General features: G+C 71.1%; 14 protein-coding genes. 7 read left to right on the forward strand and 7 right to left on the reverse strand.

Features of this window, described 5'->3' with window-relative positions; genetic code table 11:
* Positions 1-4: 4 nt before the first annotated feature.
* Together ACIO52_RS23705 and mgtE are read left to right on the forward strand one after the other, a co-directional pair.
* A complete protein-coding gene (locus ACIO52_RS23705; RefSeq protein WP_402646842.1) occupies positions 5-586 on the forward strand; it encodes a TetR/AcrR family transcriptional regulator in 582 nt (193 codons plus the stop codon).
* Between the two features lie 355 nt (positions 587-941).
* Entirely contained in the window at positions 942-2,399 is a 1,458-nt protein-coding gene (gene mgtE / locus ACIO52_RS23710) for a magnesium transporter (RefSeq protein ID WP_402646844.1), read from the forward strand.
* 40 nt (positions 2,400-2,439) lie between these two features.
* On the opposite strand, the gene ACIO52_RS23715 is transcribed toward mgtE, so the two are convergent.
* Together ACIO52_RS23715 and ACIO52_RS23720 are read right to left on the reverse strand one after the other, a co-directional pair.
* Complete coding sequence (locus ACIO52_RS23715) at positions 2,440-3,414, reverse strand: peptidase (protein ID WP_402646847.1); 975 nt, start codon at positions 3,412-3,414, stop codon at positions 2,440-2,442.
* A 126-nt stretch (positions 3,415-3,540) separates the two neighbouring features.
* Positions 3,541-4,533 carry a hypothetical protein gene (locus ACIO52_RS23720; RefSeq protein WP_402646850.1) on the reverse strand — a complete coding sequence of 331 codons (993 nt, stop codon included), beginning with the start codon at positions 4,531-4,533 and terminating at the stop codon, positions 3,541-3,543.
* A gap of 358 nt (positions 4,534-4,891) precedes the next feature.
* On the opposite strand from ACIO52_RS23720, the gene nrdF reads away from it, so the two are divergent.
* Positions 4,892-5,854 (forward strand): class 1b ribonucleoside-diphosphate reductase subunit beta, encoded by a 963-nt coding sequence (gene nrdF / locus ACIO52_RS23725; protein ID WP_019048442.1) that lies wholly within the window; start codon positions 4,892-4,894, stop codon positions 5,852-5,854.
* A 113-nt stretch (positions 5,855-5,967) separates the two neighbouring features.
* The gene (locus ACIO52_RS23730) at positions 5,968-7,125 is read left to right on the forward strand and encodes an epoxide hydrolase family protein (RefSeq protein WP_402646853.1); all 1,158 of its coding nucleotides are present in this window, start codon (positions 5,968-5,970) and stop codon (positions 7,123-7,125) included.
* Position 7,126: 1 nt separating this feature from the next.
* Here ACIO52_RS23730 and ACIO52_RS23735 read toward each other — a convergent pair whose 3' ends face one another.
* Entirely contained in the window at positions 7,127-7,534 is a 408-nt protein-coding gene (locus ACIO52_RS23735; RefSeq protein ID WP_218716695.1) for a hypothetical protein, read from the reverse strand.
* Positions 7,535-7,689: 155 nt separating this feature from the next.
* On the opposite strand from ACIO52_RS23735, the gene ACIO52_RS23740 reads away from it, so the two are divergent.
* Positions 7,690-13,503: an amino acid adenylation domain-containing protein gene (locus ACIO52_RS23740; RefSeq protein ID WP_402646857.1), complete on the forward strand. Its 5,814-nt coding sequence runs from the start codon at positions 7,690-7,692 to the stop codon at positions 13,501-13,503.
* A 38-nt stretch (positions 13,504-13,541) separates the two neighbouring features.
* On the opposite strand, the gene ACIO52_RS23745 is transcribed toward ACIO52_RS23740, so the two are convergent.
* Entirely contained in the window at positions 13,542-15,107 is a 1,566-nt protein-coding gene (locus tag ACIO52_RS23745; RefSeq protein ID WP_402646860.1) for an AMP-binding protein, read from the reverse strand.
* 37 nt (positions 15,108-15,144) lie between these two features.
* Positions 15,145-16,425, reverse strand: a complete 1,281-nt coding sequence (locus ACIO52_RS23750; protein WP_402646862.1) for a lipase family protein — start codon at positions 16,423-16,425, stop codon at positions 15,145-15,147.
* A 95-nt stretch (positions 16,426-16,520) separates the two neighbouring features.
* Between ACIO52_RS23750 and ACIO52_RS23755 the strand changes: the two genes are divergently transcribed.
* On the forward strand, positions 16,521-17,204 hold the full coding sequence (locus ACIO52_RS23755; RefSeq protein WP_308248374.1) for a TetR/AcrR family transcriptional regulator: 684 nt from the start codon (positions 16,521-16,523) through the stop codon (positions 17,202-17,204).
* Positions 17,205-17,384: 180 nt separating this feature from the next.
* On the opposite strand, the gene ACIO52_RS23760 is transcribed toward ACIO52_RS23755, so the two are convergent.
* Positions 17,385-17,822 carry a hypothetical protein gene (locus tag ACIO52_RS23760; protein WP_402646866.1) on the reverse strand — a complete coding sequence of 146 codons (438 nt, stop codon included), beginning with the start codon at positions 17,820-17,822 and terminating at the stop codon, positions 17,385-17,387.
* A gap of 110 nt (positions 17,823-17,932) precedes the next feature.
* Between ACIO52_RS23760 and ACIO52_RS23765 the strand changes: the two genes are divergently transcribed.
* Positions 17,933-18,502 carry a TetR/AcrR family transcriptional regulator gene (locus tag ACIO52_RS23765; RefSeq protein ID WP_218715941.1) on the forward strand — a complete coding sequence of 190 codons (570 nt, stop codon included), beginning with the start codon at positions 17,933-17,935 and terminating at the stop codon, positions 18,500-18,502.
* Between the two features lie 41 nt (positions 18,503-18,543).
* Here the strand turns inward: ACIO52_RS23765 and ACIO52_RS23770 are convergent, their stop codons facing one another.
* Entirely contained in the window at positions 18,544-19,455 is a 912-nt protein-coding gene (locus ACIO52_RS23770) for a dioxygenase (RefSeq protein ID WP_402646869.1), read from the reverse strand.
* Positions 19,456-19,513: the final 58 nt, after the last annotated feature.

The following is a 19,513-nucleotide window of genomic DNA, read 5'->3' on the forward strand; positions in this document are numbered from 1 at the left end:
AGGGTTGGCGTATCACCACGGCGATCTCGCCGCCGCGCTCGTCGAGGCCGGGCTGGAGCTCACCCGGGCCGGTGGTCCCGACGCGCTGACGATCCGCGAGGTCACCCGCCGGGTCGGCGTCACGCCGAACGCCGCCTACCGGCACTTTCCGGACCGGCAGGCGCTGCTGCGCGCGGTGTCGGCGGCGATCGAGGCCGCGATGGCGACCGGGATGGCCACCGACCGGCGCCTGGCCACCCCGCGCGACAGCCTGCGCGCCGTCGGCCTCGGCTATATCGCCTTCGCGCTGGCCGAGCCGGGCTGGTTCGCCGTCGCGTTCTTCGGCGCGGGCGACACCTCGCCGGAGTCGGTGCTCGACTCGCCCGCCTACCTGGCCCTCGCCGACGCGCTCGACATGATGGTCCACGTCGGTGATCTGGCGCCCGTCGCTCGTCCGGCGGCGACCTGGAGCTGCTGGTCCACCGTGCACGGCTTCGCCGAGCTGGCGTTGCGGGGGCCGCTGCGCCATCTCGATCGCGCCGAGGTGTGGCGCCTTGCCGAGCAGGCGGTCGACACGGTGGTCGCCGGATTGCCGCCCGCGATGTGATCGAGGTCACTGTGACCAGTGGTACGTCGGTGTAAAGATGAAACGTCTGGGCTCCGCATGTACCCTGCAGGTGGAAGGGTGTGCCCGGGTGGGTACTCCGAGCGATCTGCACTGGCGATGGCCTGCAGCGACGACGAGGAGGTGGTGTTGCGATGCGCAGCGAACCCCCCAGTCGAAGGCCGCGCGGCGTCGCCCCTTCGCTCTCTCGCTGATTCCCGGTCGATTTCCTTCGGCTGTGCGTGACGGCTGTGGCGGTGGACGCCCGCGGTGGACAACACCGTCTCCCGATTCACTCACGTAGCATCCCCGCGGCCAGGCCGCAGGCATGCGCGCTGTCGCGCCAGAGGACTCTCCCATGTCGCAGATCGACCTCGTCGAAGCCCGTCACGTAGCCGCCGATTCCGCTGTGCCGGAAGCGGATTCGCCGCAGCAGCACCACCGCTCCGGCGCCGATGATCATTCGGTGACCGAGGCGCTGGAGATCCTGTCGGAATCGGTGCGCCACCTCGTCGAGACCCACCGGGTCGACGGCGCCATGGAGTGGCTCGACAACCGCCCGCCGCATGTCATCGCCGACGCGCTGGCCCGGATGGACGCCGTGCAGGCGGGCGTCGTGTTCCGGCTGCTCGACAAGGATCGCGCGATCACCGTGTTCGAGGAACTCGAGCCGGTCGACCAGCAGCAGATCCTGCAGGGCCTGCGCGAGAAGAGCTTTCGCGATCTGGTCGAGGCGATGGACCCCGACGACCGCGCCCGCATGCTGCACGAGGCGCCCGCCAAGGTCGCCAAGAAGGTGCTGGCCGGGCTGAGCCCGCGCGAGCGCCGGATGACCGCCGCGCTGCTGGGCTACCCGGAGGGCTCGGTCGGGCTGTACATGACGCCGGAAGTCGTCGCGCTGCCGGATAATCTGACCGTCGCGCAGGCGCTGGCCTGGGTGCGCGCCAAGGGCGGCAACGCCGAGACGGTGTACACCCTGCCGGTCGTCGACTGTGGTCGTCGGCTCACCGGCATCGTCGAACTGCGCGAGCTGGTCCTGCACGCGCCGGAGGCGATGGTGTCGGAGCTGGTCGTCACCGAACCCGCGTTCGCGCGGGCCACCGACTCCGCCGAGAAGGCCGCGCGCCTGATGAGCTCCACCAACGACATCAATCTGGTCGTCGTCGACAGCGAGGACCGGGTCGTCGGGCTGCTCACCATCGACGACGCGATGGAGGTGCTCGAGGCCGCCGACAGCGAGGACGTGGCCAAGCAGGCCGGTTCGGCGCCGTGGGAGGGCCATTACATGGCCGCCAAGGTGTTCCAGCTGGCGCGCTACCGGGCGCTGTGGCTGATGCTGCTGTTGTTCGCCGCCACACTGACCGTCAGCGTCACCGACGTCTTCTCCACCACGCTCGAGCAGGCGGCCAGCCTGGCGCTGTTCATCCCGCTGCTGATCGGCGCGGGCGGCAATGCGGGCGCGCAGGCCGCGACGGCGTGTGTGCGCGCCCTGGCCGTCGGCGAGGTGCGGGTGTCGGACCTGTTCAAGGTGATCTGGCGGGAATGCCGGGTCGGCCTGGTGCTCGGCAGCATGCTCGCCGCGGCCGGCCTGCTGATCGGCACGCTGTTCGTCGGCCCCAAGATCGCCGTCGTCGTCGCCATCACCCTGGTCATCATCTGCGGCTGGGCCGCCACCATCGGCGGCACGATGCCGTTGCTGGCCAAGAAGTTCCGCATCGACCCCGCCGTGGTCTCGGCCCCGATGGTCACCACCCTGGTCGACGCCACCGGCCTGATCATCTACTTCACCACCGCCAAGCTCGTCCTCGGCATCTGACCCGATCCGGGCCGCGGCGACCCGGGGCCCCGGGTCGCCGTCAGCCCTGGGGGAACAAGGTGAGGGCGCGCGCCATCACGTCTCGGGCGACGTCGTCGGTGGCGGCGACGACCTCCACGATCGGGATGCGGCGGCCGAAGGCGGTGGATTCGGCCGGAAGCTCGGGGCCGACGGCGGCGGTGTAGATCGGAATCCGGTTGTCGTAGACCGAGACCGAGCGGTGCACGACGCGGCCGTCGATGTGTTCCTCGGTGCTGTTGGCGGCGAGGTAAGCGGGTACCCGGTACTCGTAGCCGACGGTGATCTTCTCGCCGCGGTAACCGAACAGGCACTGGGTGAGACGCTGTTCGTCGTCGGGGACGGTGTCGGCGAGTTTCGTGCGGACCGTGCACGGATCGGCGCCGAGCAACACGGTCGGCACGGTGTCGGGGGAGGTGCCCTGGGGTGGCGATTGCCGCCAGCGGTCGATCATGCCGGGGACCAGCTCGTCGGCGACGGTGCACGGATTCTTCCCCGGCGGTGTCGACAGGCCGAGGTAGAACGCGGCGCCGGAGGGGAAGTGGGCGGTCGCGCCGCACGAGCGGGGCTCGCCCGCGTCGCGGTCGGGAACCGAGCGCACGGTCACGTCACCGAGCTGCTCGGTCACGCCCCGGGCGCTCGGGGTCAGGCCGGGCAGCAGGGTGGCGTGCCAGATGAGGGTGGTGCCCTCGCCGGAGGTGGTGCTGCCCAGGATCGCCCGGCACGAGTCCAAGCCGACGGTGACACCGGTGATGTCGCCCAGCGGTGCCAAGGTCTCGCGGGGCAACACGGCGCAGACGTCGACCTGTCGGGTCGCCTGGGCGACCGCGTCCCGCCCGGCCTGATCCCGTGGGACCTGCGACCAGAACTCCGGCGGTGGAGCGGGCATCACCGGCGGCGGGAGCGGCGGCAACTTCTCGTGGTCGGGCGCCGAGTCGTCGCCGCAGCCGGCGCAGACGAGCAACGCGACAGCGGCCAGCGCCAACCTGCGGTCCATCAGCACCCCTGTCCTCGACGGATCCGGGCTCGGACGCGCGCCCGACCATCGAGTCTGCCCGTCGGGGCAACCAGGCCGCAAACAACTCGCGTCGGTCGTTCCCAGAACGTTGTGACCGGGTGCGAGTCAGTTCAGCAGCGGCAGCGTCTCGCGCATGATCTTCTCGGCGGCGCCCGAATCGGCGGTGACCGAGACCGTCGGCACACGGGGGCCGAGCAGCGCGTCGGTGGGGCCCGCCGCCATGGTGGGGCCGACGATCGCGGTCAGCGAGGCGATGCCGGACTGCGCGGCGGGTGCGTCGAATCGGTAGACCTGCCGCGCGCCCACGATGAAGGCAGGGGTGTCGTCGGTGATCGAGCGTTCCTCGTTGTAGTCGTAGGTGATGATGGCCTGGTGACCGTCGATGGCCAGCCGGCACGTGGTGACGCCCTGATCGGCCACCGGCACCCGGATGCCGAGCAGCGGCGCGACCGCGCACGGATCGGCGCCGGTGACCACCGTTCGGTCCGAATCGGGCGAGCTGCCCTGCGCCGGCTCCGTGCGCCATTCGGTCAGCGCGATCCGCATCAGAGCCTCGGCGGTGGCGCACGCGTCCTTCGGCGCCCGCACGCTCATCGACAGATCGGCGCCCGCGACGAACCGCGCCCACACCTGGCAGCTGCCGCGCACCTGCGGGTCGGCCGAGCCGGACGGCTCGTCGTCGAACAGGACCCGCACATCGCCCATGGCCTGCTCGGTCACCGGCGCGTCCATGGTCGGTTCGCCGGAGAACATCACCCCGGTGGTCCAGGTCGCGTCGATCCCGGTGAGGTGCCCGTCGACCGCGATCCCCATTCGGCACTGGTTCGGGTGCACGTTCTCCACATCCCGCACGGTCCCGAGCCCCGTCACCGACTCGCGCGGGATGAGCGCGCACACGTCGATCGCCCGCACCGTGCGCAGCACCGTGGCCTTCTCCTGATCGGAAACCGCTGCGGTGGACCAGAATCCGCCGGTCGGCATGGTGTCCGGGGTGCCCGCGCGCTGACACGCGAGCACGGTCAGCGCCACGGCGATCAGCGGTACGAGCCGGCGCGGGCGAAGTGCCGCGACAGTGGTGCCGAGCAGCCGGCGGAGCATGGTGGATCCCCCTGTCGTGATCGCGTGTCCGTGCGGGGACACGCGAGCCGCAGTTTGCCGGGTGCCCGGTGAGAATGCAAAGGCACCTCGCGTGGCCGGATTCACGCGGGGACGCGGTCGCGCGCGTATGTGGCGAATCACGGGCGGTGCGATGGTGGTGCCGCGGCGGTCGTGCCGCACAATAGGGGCCGCGTGTGTGGCGCGGGTGTCCTGTCGGAGCGGCGGGGTTCGATGCGCTGCAACACAAGCTGTTGTGTTGGCGGGAGATGTCACCCACTACGAGTAGTGTTCAGGGTGAACGGGCTCGTACACGGCGGCGGTGCGGGTCAACGGTCAGGCGGAAAGGTGTGGAGGCGGAATGAAGCTCATCGATCGGGTCAGCGCCATCAACTGGAATCGGGTGCCCGATGAGAAGGACGCCGAGGTCTGGGATCGCCTGACCGGCAACTTCTGGCTACCGGAGAAGGTGCCGGTGTCCAACGACATCCCCTCCTGGAACACCCTGACCCCCGACGAGAAGCAGCTCACCATGCGGGTCTTCACCGGCCTGACGCTGCTGGACACCATCCAGGGCACCGTCGGCGCGGTCTCGCTCATCCCCGATGCGCTCACCCCGCACGAGGAAGCGGTGTACACCAACATCGCGTTCATGGAGTCGGTGCACGCCAAGAGCTACAGCTCCATCTTCTCCACGCTGTGCTCGTCGAAGGAGATCGACGAGGCGTTCCGCTGGTCGGAGGAGAACCGCAACCTGCAGCGCAAGGCCGAGATCGTCCTGTCGTACTACAACGGCGAGGACCCGCTCAAGCGCAAGGTCGCCTCCACCCTGCTGGAGAGCTTCCTGTTCTACTCCGGCTTCTACCTGCCGATGCACTGGTCCTCGCGGGCCAAGCTGACCAACACCGCCGACATGATCCGCCTGATCATCCGTGACGAGGCCGTGCACGGCTACTACATCGGCTACAAGTACCAGAAGGGCCTCGAGCTGGTCTCCCAGGCCGAGCGCGACGAGCTCAAGAACTACACCTTCGAGCTGCTCTTCGAGCTCTACGACAACGAGGTCGACTACACCCAGGACCTCTACGACGAGGTCGGCCTCACCGAGGACGTCAAGAAGTTCCTGCGCTACAACGCCAACAAGGCGCTGATGAACCTCGGCTACGAGGGCCTGTTCCCGAAGGACGAGTGCGAGGTGAACCCGGCGATCCTGTCGGCGCTGTCGCCCAACGCCGACGAGAACCACGACTTCTTCTCCGGCTCGGGTTCCAGCTACGTCATCGGCAAGGCGGTCAATACCGAGGACGAGGACTGGGAGTTCTGAGCGAACCCGCGTCCTGAGCCCGCGCGGCCGAATCCGCCTCGCCGCCTACCGATTTCCGGTGGGCGGCGAACACGGTGTTCCCGAGATCGCGTTCGGTCCGTAGCGTCGCGGGGATGAGCACCGCGATCACTCCCTTCCGCATCGACATCGCCCAGCGCGACCTGGACGATCTGCGTCGCAGGCTGACCGACGCGCGCTGGCCCGCCGAGCAGCCGGGCGCCGAGTGGAGCCGCGGTGTTCCGGTGGGGTACCTGCGGGAACTGGCCGAGTACTGGCGCACCACCTACGACTGGCGGGCGGCCGAGGCGGAACTGAACGCGTTCCCGCAGTTCACCACCGAGATCGACGGCCAGCGCATCCATTTCCTGCATGTGCGCTCGGCCCGGCCCGACGCGACACCGCTGCTGCTCACGCACGGCTGGCCGGGGTCGGTCGTCGAATTCCTGGACGTGATCGGGCCGCTCACCGATCCCGGCGCCCACGGCGGCGATCCCGACGACGCCTTCCATCTGGTGATCCCCTCGCTGCCCGGGTACGGGTTCTCCGGCCCGGTGACCGACGCCGGCTGGAATCCGGCCAGGATCGCCGCGGCCTGGGTCGAGCTCATGACCAGGCTCGGTTACCAGCGGTTCGGCGCGCAGGGTGGTGACTGGGGCGCGTTCATCACCCCCGAGGTCGGGCGGGCGGGTGGGGACCGGGTGATCGGCGTGCACGTCAATGCCGCGACCGTCGGCTTCCTGCCGTTCGGGCCGGTCACCGACGCGGACAAGGCGACGATGACCGTGGCCGAACTGGCCCGGCTCGACCGGCTCGCGCAGTTCAAGGGCGAGGGCAGTGGCTACTTCCGGATCCAGGCGACCCGGCCGCAGACCCTCGCCTACGGTCTGCACGACTCACCGATCGGTCAGCTCGCGTGGATCGTGGAGAAGTTCAAGGAGTGGACGTTCCCGGCCGACGGACTCCCGGAGGCGGCCGTGGACCGAGATCGGCTGCTCACCAATGTGATGCTCTACTGGCTCACCGGCACCGCGGGTTCCTCGGCCGCCCTGTACTACGAGGCCACGCACACCCGCTCGTGGTCGAGCGCCCCGTCGACCACGCCGACCGGCGTCGCGGTCTTCGCCGAGGACGTCGCCATTCGCCGCTACGCCGAAGGCAATGCCCACATCGTGCACTGGTCGGAGTTCGACCGGGGCGGGCACTTCGCGGCGATGGAGGCGCCGGAGCTACTGGTCGGCGACATCCGCGCGTTCTTCCGCGGCCTGCGCTGACTCAGCGATCCCAGGGCGCCCGCAGATCGGGGTCGTCGAAGGCCTTCGCCGCGTCCCGGTACAGCTCGCTGATCCGGTGTTTGACCCGGGTACGGTCGGCCTCGGGGATATCGGCCTGGTCGAGCCGGGCCGCGGCATTGGCGACGGCGTGGAAGACGCGGGTGGGCTGTCCGTCGATGATGTCGGCGACCGGGAACTTGTAGTCGGCCTCGGTCGCCGGGTTACCGCCGGGCTGCCGGTACAGATAGATTCCGGCCAGCTTCCGCGGATCGCCCTTGGCCCATTCGAGCGCGTCGTGCTCGGCGCGGTGTCCGCTCCACGGATGGTCGCGCGGGGCCCACGGCAGGTCCAGATCGGCGGCGTTGTCGGACGCGGGCGGGATCGGTGCACCCTCGGAATCCTGAGCCATGTTTCCTCCTCGTACAGCGGCGACGGAGCAACGGCGCCGAGACGGCGCGACGTCATGGATCACTGCCCGCCATGATAGCAATCACGCTGCTACCTGCGGTTTGCCCATGGAAATCGGGGTTTTCCGATCTATCCGGTTGCCGATCTAATCGGAGCATGACCGCGATCGGACCACAGGCCACCCTCGGTGACATCCTCGATCGCGGCGGATCCGGTGCGGGGATCGCCGTCGTCGACGGCGACGAGAGCTGGACCTACGCGACCCTGTCCGGTGCGGCGCATCGGCTCGCCAGGGAGCTGATCACGCACGCGGTCGGCCCCGAGTCCGTGGTGGTGCTGGCCCTGCCGCGCTCGGCGGAGCTGGTGCGCGCGGTGTGGGCGGTGGCCGCGACCGGTGCGGCCGTCCTGCCGGTGGACCTGCGCCAGCCGCAGGCCCGGCGCCGCTACCTGCTGGCCGATGCCGCCGCCACCATCGGCATCACCACCCGGTCGATGCTCGCCGAGCTGCCGACCTGGATCACCTGGCTGGTGCTCGACGACCCCGACTTCGCGCGGCGGTGCGCGCGCCATGATCCGGCGCCGCTCACCGAGGCCGACCGGGTCGCGCCGACACGCCTGGACCAGCTCGCCTATGTCCTCTACACCTCCGGCTCGACCGGGGCGCCGAAGTCGGTCGCCGTGACCCACCGCGGGCTCGCGACGCTGGTCGCGGCGGTGTCGGCGCGGCTCGGCTCGTTCGAGCGGGCGCGCGTCCTCCAGGTCAGCTCACCGGGTTTCGACCTGTTCGTGCTCGAGCTGATGCTGATGTGCACGCACCGGGCGACGGCGGTCATCGTGCCGCCGGAGATCACCGGTGGTGGTGAACTCGACGAGCTCATCGCCGACCGGGCGGTCACCCACGCCGTGCTCACCCCCGGGGTGCTGGCCACCCTCGACCCGGCGCGCCACGGGACACTGCGCGGGCTGGTGGTCGGCGGTGACGTCTCGGACCCGGCGCTGGTGGCGCGATGGGCGCCGGGGCGGATCTACGTCAACGCCTACGGCCCGACCGAGACGACGATCTTCGTCACCGCGACAACGCTGTCCGCGGGTGAGCCGGTGGTGCTCGGGACGGTGTTCGACGGTTGGTCGGCGATGATCCTGGACGATCGCCTGCGTCCCGTGCCACCCGGCGAGCCCGGTGAGCTCTACCTGACCGGCCCCGGTGTGGCGCGCGGGTACCGGCGCAGGCCGGGGACGTCGGCGACGCGCTTCGTGGCCGATCCCTTCGGCCGGCCCGGCGCCCGGATGTACCGCACGGGTGATCTGGTCCGCGCGCATCGCGGTGACGCGGCGGCCCTGGAGTTCCTCGGCCGCACCGACTTCCAGCTCAAGGTGCTCGGCGTCCGCGTCGAGCCGGGCGAGATCGACGCCGTCCTGACCGGCCATGATGCGGTCCGCTCGGCGATCACCACCGGGTGGGAGACCCCGGCGGGGGCGCGGGTGCCGGTGAGTTACGTGACGGCCGAGCCGGGTCGGGCCGTCGATACCGGCGCGCTGCTGACATTCGCGCGGAGCAGACTCGCCGCGCACGCGGTGCCCGCGACCGTGATCGTGCTCGACGAGCTGCCGTTGACGCCGGTGGGCAAGGTCGACCGCGCCGCGCTGCCCGCCCCGGTGTTCGCCTCCCGAGGCGGTGCGGCGCCGACGGATTCGGTCGAGCGGCTGATCGGCACGGTCATGGCCGGCCTGCTGGGCGTGGACTCGGTCGCCGCCCAGGACGACTTCTTCGCCCTCGGCGGGAACTCGCTGCTCGCCGCCCAGCTCGGGGCGCGCCTCGGCGCGGCGACCGGCAAGCAGATCCCGGTGCGCACCGTGTTCGACGCACCGACGGTGGCCCGGCTCGCCGTCGCGATCCGCCACCTGGCGCAGGCGGCGCCGCGACCGCCGGTGACCCGGCGCGCCCGGCCGGAGCCGGTGCCGCTGGCGCCTGCCCAGCAGCGTCTGTGGGTGCTCAACCGGATCGACCACCGTTCGCCGGCGGACAATATCGCGCTGACGGTGCGGCTGCGTGGGCCGCTGTCGATCGACGTGCTGCGCGCCGCCCTCGACGATGTGGTCGCGCGGCACGAACCACTGCGCACCCGCTACCCCGATCGGGACGGCGTCGGTATTCAGCACATCGTCCCGATCGATCACGCGCGCACCACCCTCACCCCGGTGCCGGTGCGCTCCACGGAAATCATGGACATGGTGGCCGAATTCGCTACGGCCGGTTTCGATCTCACCGTCGACCTGCCGCTGCGCACCAGGCTGTTCAGGCTCGATGACCACGACCACGCGCTGACCGTGGTCGTGCACCACATCAGCGCCGACGGCTGGTCGCTGGGCCCCCTGCTGCGGGATCTGCTCGGCGCGTACGCCGCGCGGCTCCGGCACTCGGCGCCGGAACTGCCGCCGCTGCCCGTCACCTACGCCGATTACGCACTGGCACACCAGGAGTGGTCGGCAGATCCCGCCGGTGCGGCGACCTTCGACAGTCAACTGCGGTACTGGCGGGCTCGGCTGTCCGGGCTGGCGCCCCGGCTGGCCCTGCCCGTCGACCGTCCGCACCCGCCGGTGGCCTCCGGACGCGGCGCGCTGTACGAGGTCACCCTCGACGCCGAGCTCACCGCCGCCCTGCGCCGGATCGCGGTGGCGCACGGCGCGACCCAGTTCATGGTGGTGCATGCCGTGCTCGCGGTCGCGCTGGCCCGATCGGGCGCTGGCTCCGATATCGCCATCGGCACTCCGGTGGCCGGGCGCGGTGGCCCCGAACTGGACGACCTCGTCGGCATGTTCGTCGCGATGGTGGTGCTGCGCACGAGCGTCGATCTCGCGCAGTCCTTCACCGCGCTGCTCACCCGGGTCCGCGATATCGACCTCGGCGCGCTGGCCAACGCCGACATTCCGTTCGAACGGGTCGTCGAGGCGCTCGATCCGCCGCGCACCCGGGCCCACCATCCGCTGTTCCAGGTCGTGCTCACCGCCGAGACCCGGGTCGAGGCGGTCGGAGCCGACCTCGGCGGGCTCGTTGTCGAACCGGTCGCGCCGACCGCGACACCGGCGAAATTCGACCTCCAGCTGACGATGTCGAACCCGACGGCCGACACCGTGGGCCTGGCGCTCACCTACGCGACCGACCTGTTCGACCGCGACACCATCGCCCGGTTCGCCGAGACGATCGAGCGCATCGCCCGCGCGGTCGCCGCCGAACCGGGACGGACGGTCGGTGACATCGTGCTGGTCGACCCGGCGCCGGCACCCGTCGTGACCCGCCTCGACCACCGCACGCTGCGCGATCTGTTCGACATCGCCGCGCATCGGCACCGGCACGCGGTGGCCGTGCGCGCGGGGGAGACCACCCTCACCTATCAGGACCTCGATGACCGCAGCGCGGCCCTGGCCCGGGAACTCGTGGCGCACGGGGCGGGGCCGGAGCGACGGGTCGCCGTCGTGGTGCCGCGCTCGGCCGAGCTCGTGGTGGCGATCGTCGCGGTGGTGCGCAGCGGCGCGGCCTACGTTCCCCTCGACCCAGGGAACCCCCGCGAGCGGATCGACTACCTGCTGGCCGACGCGCGACCGGTGTGCGTGATCGCCGAAGGGCTCGTGGTCCGTCACACCGACCCGGGCCCGCCGCACCGCACGTCCGGTGGGGACGCCTCGTCGGATACGTCTGAGCCGCAGGCACTCTCGGCCTATCGTGTCGCCCACCGCGCGCACGTCGACGCCGAAGATCGGCGGCCGACCGGTGCGCGGCGCGAGCCCGACGCGGTGCGCGGGTCACAGCCTCGGCTCGCCACAGGAACGGACGGCACGATCCACGCGGCGGATCTCGCCTACGTGATCTATACCTCCGGGACGACCGGCACACCGAAAGGCGTCGCGGTGCAACATCGCGAGGTCGTCGCCATGCTCGACCGGACCCGGCGGGTGCTGTCGACCCGGTCCACCGATGTCTGGGCCCTGTTCCACGCGACGGCCTTCGACTTCTCGGTGTGGGAGCTGTGGGGTGCGCTCACGACCGGGGCGGCCCTGGTGGTGGTGGACCAGGACACCGCGCGCTCACCCGAGCACCTGCGGGAACTCCTGGTGCGCGAACAGGTCTCGATCCTCGGCCAGACCCCGTCGGCCTTCGCCGGGCTGGACGACGCCGACGCACGGGCCACGGGTGCTCCACCACTGTCTCTGCGGCGCATCGTCTTCGGCGGCGAGGCGCTCGACCCGCGCCGACTCGCCGCCTGGTACGACCGGCACGGCACGGGCGGACCCGAGCTGGTCAACATGTTCGGCATCACCGAGACCACCGTGCACCTCACCCACACGACCCTCGCCGCCGGCGCGCACGATCGCGCGGGCAGCCCGGTCGGCCGACCGTTCGACGGGCTCATCGTGCGGGTGCTCGACGATCGGCTGCGGCCGGTGCCGACCGGCGTCCTGGGCGAGATCTACGTCGGCGGTGCCCAGGTGACCCGGGGCTATCTGCACCGGCCCGGCCTCACCGCCACCCGCTACATCGCGGATCCCGCGGTGGCGGGCGGCATCCTGTATCGCTCGGGCGATCTCGGCCGCTGGACCCGCGCGGGCACGCTCGAGCACTTCGGTCGCGCGGACCGCCAGGTGAAGATCCGCGGCTACCGCATCGAACCGGCCGAAGTCGAGGTGGCGCTGCTGGAGTGCCCGGGGATCGGCGCCGCGGTCGTGGTGGTGCGCGACGATCCGGCGACCGGACGACAGCTGATCGGCTACGTCGTGCCCGGCGGCGGTGAGGCGATCAGCGGCCCCGAGGTCCGCGCCCAGCTGCGAGACCGGCTGCCGGAGCATCAGATTCCGGCGGCGGTCGTCGTCATCGACAGTCTGCCGCTGACGGCGAACGGCAAGCTCGCGCTCACGTCGCTGCCGAGCCCGGAGTTCGGTTCGGCCGCCTACCGTGCCCCGGCGGGCGCCGTCGAACAGTGCGTCGCCGCCGTGTACGCCGAACTCCTCGGCCGCGACCGGGTCGGCGCCGACGACTCGTTCTTCGATCTCGGCGGCAACTCGATGGTCGCCACCCGCGTGGTGGCGCGTCTGCGGGCCGAGCTGGCCACCGACCTCCCGCTGCTGTGGCTGTTCACCGACCCCACCCCGGCAGGCTTGGCCCGCCGCATCGCCGAGAACACGGCGGGCGAGGACGCCTCCCTGCTGACACCGGTGCTCGCCCTGCGCGGGCAGGGGCGCGGCGCACCGCTGTTCTGCGTGCATCCGGTGGTCGGTTTGGCCTGGAGTTTCGCCGGGCTGACCGGCGAACTCGACTGCCCGGTCTATGGATTGCAGGCACCGGCCATCGCCGAGGAGGCGCCGCTGCCGGAGTCGCTGGACGCGCTCGCCGCCGACTACGTGGCGCGGATCAGGGCCGTCCAGCCGCACGGGCCGTACCGGCTGCTGGGCTGGTGCGTCGGCGGGGTCATCGCCCACGCCATGGCCGTGCGCTTGCAGGACCTGGGCGAGCGGGTGACGGTACTGGCCATGCTGGACTCCTTCGTCGGGGACGTCGAATACCGCAGCCAGACACCGGTGACGGTCGGTGATCTGCTCGGTCAGTTCGGTACCGACCACGAGTTGGTCACGCCCATCGGCGAATTCACACCCGACGACGCGGTCGCACTGGTGGCCGAGCTGCCCGGACCGTTCACGGAACTGACCGCCGAGCGGGTACACCGGATCTTCGCGGGCATCCTGCACGCCCAGGTCATCGGCGCGGCGCACCGCCCCCGTGTCTTCCACGGCGACCTGCTGTTCTTCACCGCGGGCCGCGACGACCGCGGCGCGGGCCGGGCCGCGGGGGCGTGGCGCGACCACATCGACGGCGAGATCCGCGATGTCGCCGTCGACGCCACCCACTGGGACATCACCGGCCCGAGCGCCCTGACCACCATCGGACCCGTGCTGGCCGCCGCACTCGACCGCGCATGATCCCACGGTGGCGGCGACCCCTCGTCGCCGCTACCTGCTCAGCGCAGTGCCGCCAGGCCGATGCGGTCGATCTTGCCGGTCGGCGTGCGCGGGAGTTCGTCGACGAACACCACATCGCGCGGGGCTTTGAACCGGGCCAGACGCGACTTCACGTAGGCGCGGACGGCGTCGGCGTCGAGCTCGCCCGCCCGGACCACGAACGCGGCCAGCCGCTGCCCGAACTCCTCGTCGGGCACCCCGATCACCGCGGCCTCGGTCACGGCAGGGTGCCGGTAGAGCAGGTCCTCGATCTCGCCGGGGAAGACGTTCTCGCCGCCGGAGACGATCATGTCGTCGTCGCGTCCGTCGATGAAAAGCCTGCCCTCGGTATCGAAGTGGCCCAGGTCGCCGGTACTCATCAACCCGCCCCTGAGCTGTTTGGAACCCCCACCGGAGTACCCGTGGAAGGCGATCGAGTTGCCGACATACACGGTGCCGACCGCGCCCGGGGTGGTCACCCTGGTGTCGCCGTCGTAGAGCGCCACCGTGATCCCGACCGGCGCCCGGCCGACCGTGCCCGGCGCGGCGAGCCAGTCCTGTGGCGTGGCGACGGTGGCGGTGCCGGTCTCGGTGCAGCCGTAGAAGTTGTAGATCACCGGGCCGAAGACCTCGATCGCCCTGCTGCCCAGGGCCGACGGGAGCGCGGCGCCCGCGGTGAACACGATCCGCAGCGAACCGGTGTCGGTGGCGGACAACGTTTCCGGGCCCAGATCGAGGATGCGGCGCAGCATCGTCGGGACGAGCACGATCATGTCGGCGCGGTGTTCGGCGATCTGGTCCAGGGCGCGGCGGGCGTCGAACTTGCCGTGCAGCACGATCGTCGAGCCCAGATTCAGCGACAGGATGAACTGGGACAGCGCGGTACCGTGGAACAGCGGAGCGCACAACAGCACCGTCTGCCCGCGTCGCAGCGGCACCCGGTCGACGAATTGCGCGCCCGCCAAAGGCGATTCGACCTGACGTGGCGCGCCTTTGGGTGTTCCGGTGGTGCCGCCGGTGAGCAGGACGAAACCGCCCTGCTCGGCTGGAACGGGCGCCCGCGCCCCGGTCTCGGGGCCCTCGGTGTCGAGCAGGACCACCCCCTCGGGGAGCGTGTCGGCGAGCGCGGCCAGACTCGGGTCCAGGACCAGCGCCGCGACCTTTTCCCTGGACAGCACATCCCGCAACTGCGCAGCACCGAACCCGGTGTTGAGCAGCACCAGTCGCGCGCCGAGTTTCGCCGCGGCGGCCATGGTCTGCACCAGGCGCAGTCCGTCGGGGCAGAGCACGCCGATGGTGTCGCGCGCGGTGACGCCCTCGGCGTGCCAGCGGGCGGCGATCGCGTCGGTGCGTCGGTCGAGGTCGCCGTAGCTGATCCGATGTGCGCCGTCGACCAGCGCGATCCGGTCCGGGGTGCGCCTGGCCGAGGTCAGGATGCCGCCGGCGATCGGGCCGTAGACGCGCATCGCGCGGGCGGTGTGGACGAGTCGATCGGGGCGCCGCAGATCGATCAGTCCGGCACGCTGCATGGCGCGCAGCTGGCGCGCCCTGGTCGACGCGGTGTGCGTCCAGGTCGATGGGCTCATGGTGGATCTCCCTGGGGGCGAGTGGACGTGGATCGGCTCAGCACAGCGTCGGCCCCGGGTCGGCGCCGGCGGTGACCGCCAGCAGCCAGGCGACGGTGCCGAGCTCGGGGACGATCTCGGCGCTGATGTGCTCCGACATCGGCACCCGGAACATGCGCATGTTCACCCCGCGCGCGCAGTAGGCGGCGGCGATCTCGTCGATGGCCAGTTCGGCGGGCAGCAGCTGATCGGTGGTCGAATGCCACATGAGCAGCGGGATGTCCGGGGTGTTCTCGGGACGGCCGAAGCTCGCCGCTGCCAATCCCTCGTGGGCGGCGGCCAGCGCGGCGGCCGGGTCGGTCAGGTAGTCGGCGACCGGGCGCAGCAGTGTGGAGCCGACCGCGGTGTAGAGGCAGCGGTCCGCCAGATCGCGGGCGACCTGCTTGCCCTCCGGCGTCAGGTAGGTCTGCAGGGCCTGATCGAACTCGGGGTATTCGCGAGCCAGCCCGAGAATGGCCAGCCAGCCGGTGAAGTTGGCCTGCGGCTGGGTGCCCGAGATGGCGAACGGCGCGATCGCGACCTTGTCGCCGGGGATACCGCCCTGGGCGCTGGCGCGCAGCGCGAGCTCGGGCGCGTAGCCGCGGTGCTGTTCGGCGGCCGACGCCGAGGCATTGCCGCCGCCGGAGTACCCCCACAGGCCCACCGGCGACGCCTCGAGACCGAGTCCGCCGCGCTGGGCGGCCCGGATGCCGTCGAGCACCATCCGGCCCTCGCTCGGGGACATGATCGTGTTGCGCTTGCCGTCGAAGTCGGTGACCACCACCGCCGCGCCCGCGGCCAGGAACTGGCCGATCAGCGCGACCTCCTTCTGGATGCCCGCCCGCAGCGTGTACGACGGATTGCACTGCCTGCCGAGGCTGTCGATCGCCTCCTGGTACGAGATCAGCGGGCGCGCACCGGGACCCAGCCACGGGACGCCCGGCATCAGCACGGTGGTCGCGGTGGCGATCGGGTTGTCGCGGGCGTCGGTGCTGCGGAACAGGAGCTGGGTGGTGTGCACCGGGACCGGGATGCCGAGCGCGTAGGTCTGTACGACGCGGGTGCGGATCACCTCGCCGTTGGCGTAGGCCGCGATATCGGCCGGGTCGTCGTACCAGGGGTCCTGCTGCGGGGTCGGCAGCGGTACGACCGCCGGATACACCTGGGCCTCGTTCGGCAACGGGGGGAGCTGGAAATCCTCGGCCACGGCGGGACCTGCGGTCATCGCCAGCACGGCGGCGGCCAGCAGGGCGGGGGCGCCGAGGCGTCGGGATCGGTGGGTGGCCGTGCTGCGCTGCATGGCATCTCCTTCGGTAGGTGATGCTGATTACAGCAGGTTCTCTTGTTAGTAACAAGAGTTCTTGTTCATATTGCGCGATCGGTAGGCTGAGCTGCGTGACGTCGACCGAGAAGAGTCCCGTTCGCTCCCGGCGCATCCAGGGTCTGGACGCCGAGCAGCGCCGCGCCCGCCGGCGTGAGCAGATCCTGGCCGCCGCGTTCGAGCTCATCGCCGTCGACGGCTACGTCAACACGGCGATCGAGCAGATCTGTCAGACCGCCTTCGTCGGCAACAAGGCCTTCTACGAACTGTTCGACAGCAAGGAGTCCTGCTACCTGGCCCTGCTCCAGCAGCTCAGCGAACGCGCCCAGGCCGAGGTCGCCACCGCGCTGGCCGAGTGCACCGGCGGGCGCGACGAGGTGGTGTCGGTGGTGGTGGCGGCCTTCGCGCACTCGCTGGTCGACGATCCCCGCGTCGCCCAGGTCACCTTCGGGGAGGCCAGCGGCATCTCCGCCAAGGTCGAACAGCAGCGCCGCACGAACCGCCGCTGGGCCGCCCAGTTCCTCGAAACCCTGTGGCGCGAATACGAGTTCGTCCCCGCCGCGGGCATCGGCATCGACCTGCACGCCCTCGCCGTCTCCACGATCGGCGGCCTGTTCGACACCGTCGCCGACTGGCTGCACCAGACCGCGGCGGGTACCACCGGCGAGATCGACACCCTCATCCGCGATCTCACGACCTTCACCGACATCGTGCACCTGGGGTTGGCGGCCGCCGCCGAAAAATACGCCGGTCGCTGATCGCGGGACTCCTCTTGTCGCGGATCGGGGTGCCGCGCTGGAGGTTACGGCGCGAAGCCGAGGGCGATCCGCGCCTTGGTCGACGCGACCGGGACGGCGCCGCCGGCGCGACGGCAGGGCGGTGACGGCGCGGCCCCGACCGCGCCGGACCCGGCGAGAGCGGTGCGGCGGGCCGCCTGCTCAGGCCGCGACCACGACCGCGCAGGCGGCGAGGAACAGCGCCTGGAGGGCGGTGCGGGCGGGTAGGGGCATGGTCTTGATGCCCAGATCGGCGCGGGCCGCGCGGACATTGGCCGGGAACATGGCCAGTAGCAGGACGAACAGTCCGGCGGCGGCGAGCGGGGCGGTGGCCGGGATCAGCAAGCCGAGAGCACCTGCCAGTTCGAGGATGCCGGTGAGTGTGACCAGCGCGGCCGCGTTGGGGAGGCGGGGCGGGACCATGGCGATCAGGGCCGTCCGGCGGGGTTCGAGGAAGTGGGCGCTCGCGGTGAGAGTGAACATGGCGGCCAGGCCGAGGGCGATCGCGCGGGGCCAGGAATCCAGCCAGGACACTCCGGTGAGCAGGCCGATCAGCCTGGCCAGGGCGGTGACGACGGCGAGAACGATGAACGGGGCCATGGGAACTCCTCGAAGCGGTGCCGACTGGCCTGCTGCCAATCTTGACACTGGAAAGATTGGCACCGAACGCTGAACTTGTCAATGACAAGTTTGTGCGTCAGGATCGAGGCATGACCAAGACCGGGTATCACCACGGGGATCTGCGGGCGGCGCTGCTGGACTCGGCGGCCGAGCAGATCGCGGCCGAGGGCGTCGAGGCGGTGTCGCTGCGCGCGCTGGCGCGCCGGGCCGGGGTCTCCCACGCAGCCCCCGCACACCACTTCGGCGACCGGGCGGGCCTGTTCACCGCCTTGGCGATCGAGGGATTCGACCTGCTGGCCACGGAATTGGCGGCCGCGGGTGCGGACATGCGCGAGGTCGCCGTCGCCTACATCCGCTTCGCGCTGGCCAACCCCGGCCGGTTCGACATCATGTACCGGCGCGAGGTGCTGCGCGCCGACGACCCCGAACTACGCGCTGCCCGAGAACGATCGGGCGCGGCCTTGCGATCGGGGATCGCCGAGATGCAGGCCGGGCAGTCGCCCGATCGACAGCGGTCGACCCGGCTCGCCGCCTGGTCACTGGTGCACGGGTTCGCGACGCTGTGGCGGGAGGGCGCGCTGGACGGGTCGGAGCTGGCCTCGTCGGCCGATCCCGAACAACTCGCGCGCGACATGCTCGCGACCGTGCAATTCGATTGACGGCCGACGACCTCTCCGCCGCGCGGGGCGTCGGTGGCCGGTCACCGGGGTGATGGACCACCGCCGGGGCCCTCACCGCCGGGCGGAGGGCCCGCGGGGCCACTGCCGCCGGGTGGGGTGCCGGGAGAACCGGTGCCGGACTGGGTGTTCTGGGACTTCGCGGCGACACCGACGGTGAGGGACACGGCCATGGTGGTGGCGGGTGTCCCGGTCACGGTGGCGAGTTCGGCGTCCCAGCCGTCGCCGAAGACATTGTCCGAGGACAGCGACACGCCGGACATGTTCTCGATGCTCGCGGAATAGCCGGAGTCGGCGGCGAAGACGGATTCGCACGAGTCCTGGGGGAGGGCGATCTGGGAGGTGAGGCGGGCGTTGTCGCCCGCCACGGCGATAGCGAGGTCGTCGTAGACCTCGAAGTGGATGTGCGGCCAACGGCCCGCGTAGCAGGCGGGGAAGATCGAGGTGAAGCGGACGGTGCCGGTGTCGTCGGCGACCTGGACGCCGCGCAGGTAGTTCTGCTCGGTGACGCCCTCGCTGTAGAGCGAGTACCGGCCCTCGCGATCGCAGTGCCAGACGTAGACGGCCATTCCCGCGCCCGCGGCGCCCTTGGCGAGATCGCGCAGGTTCAGCGTGAGAGTCATCGGAACACCCTGGGCCACACCGGAGTACGCGCCGAAGCTGGTGGTGATGTCGGAGCGGACGACGCCCGATTCGATCAGCACATTGGGTCCGTTGGACCCGTCACCCGGGTACGGGCCCGCCGTCTCCTGCGGCGCGGCGGCGGGAGTCGCCGTGTCGGGCGTGGTCGTCGCGGTGTCGGTGACGCCCGAGTCGGTCGCCGAGGCGCAGGCCGCCGCCGCGGTCGCCAGGCTCGCGGCACCGATCATGCCGAGGATCCGCCGTCGCGACATGACCCGCAGGTCGTGCCCGAGTCCGAGATCGTGGTCGTCCATCGCTGCTCCTTCGCTCGTACCGTGTCGCCGACGACGGTAGGCGCGGGTACTGCGCCGG

The organism is Nocardia sp. NPDC087230 (genome assembly GCF_044744725.1).
GTDB classification, from domain to species: Bacteria; Actinomycetota; Actinomycetes; order Mycobacteriales; family Mycobacteriaceae; genus Nocardia; species Nocardia canadensis.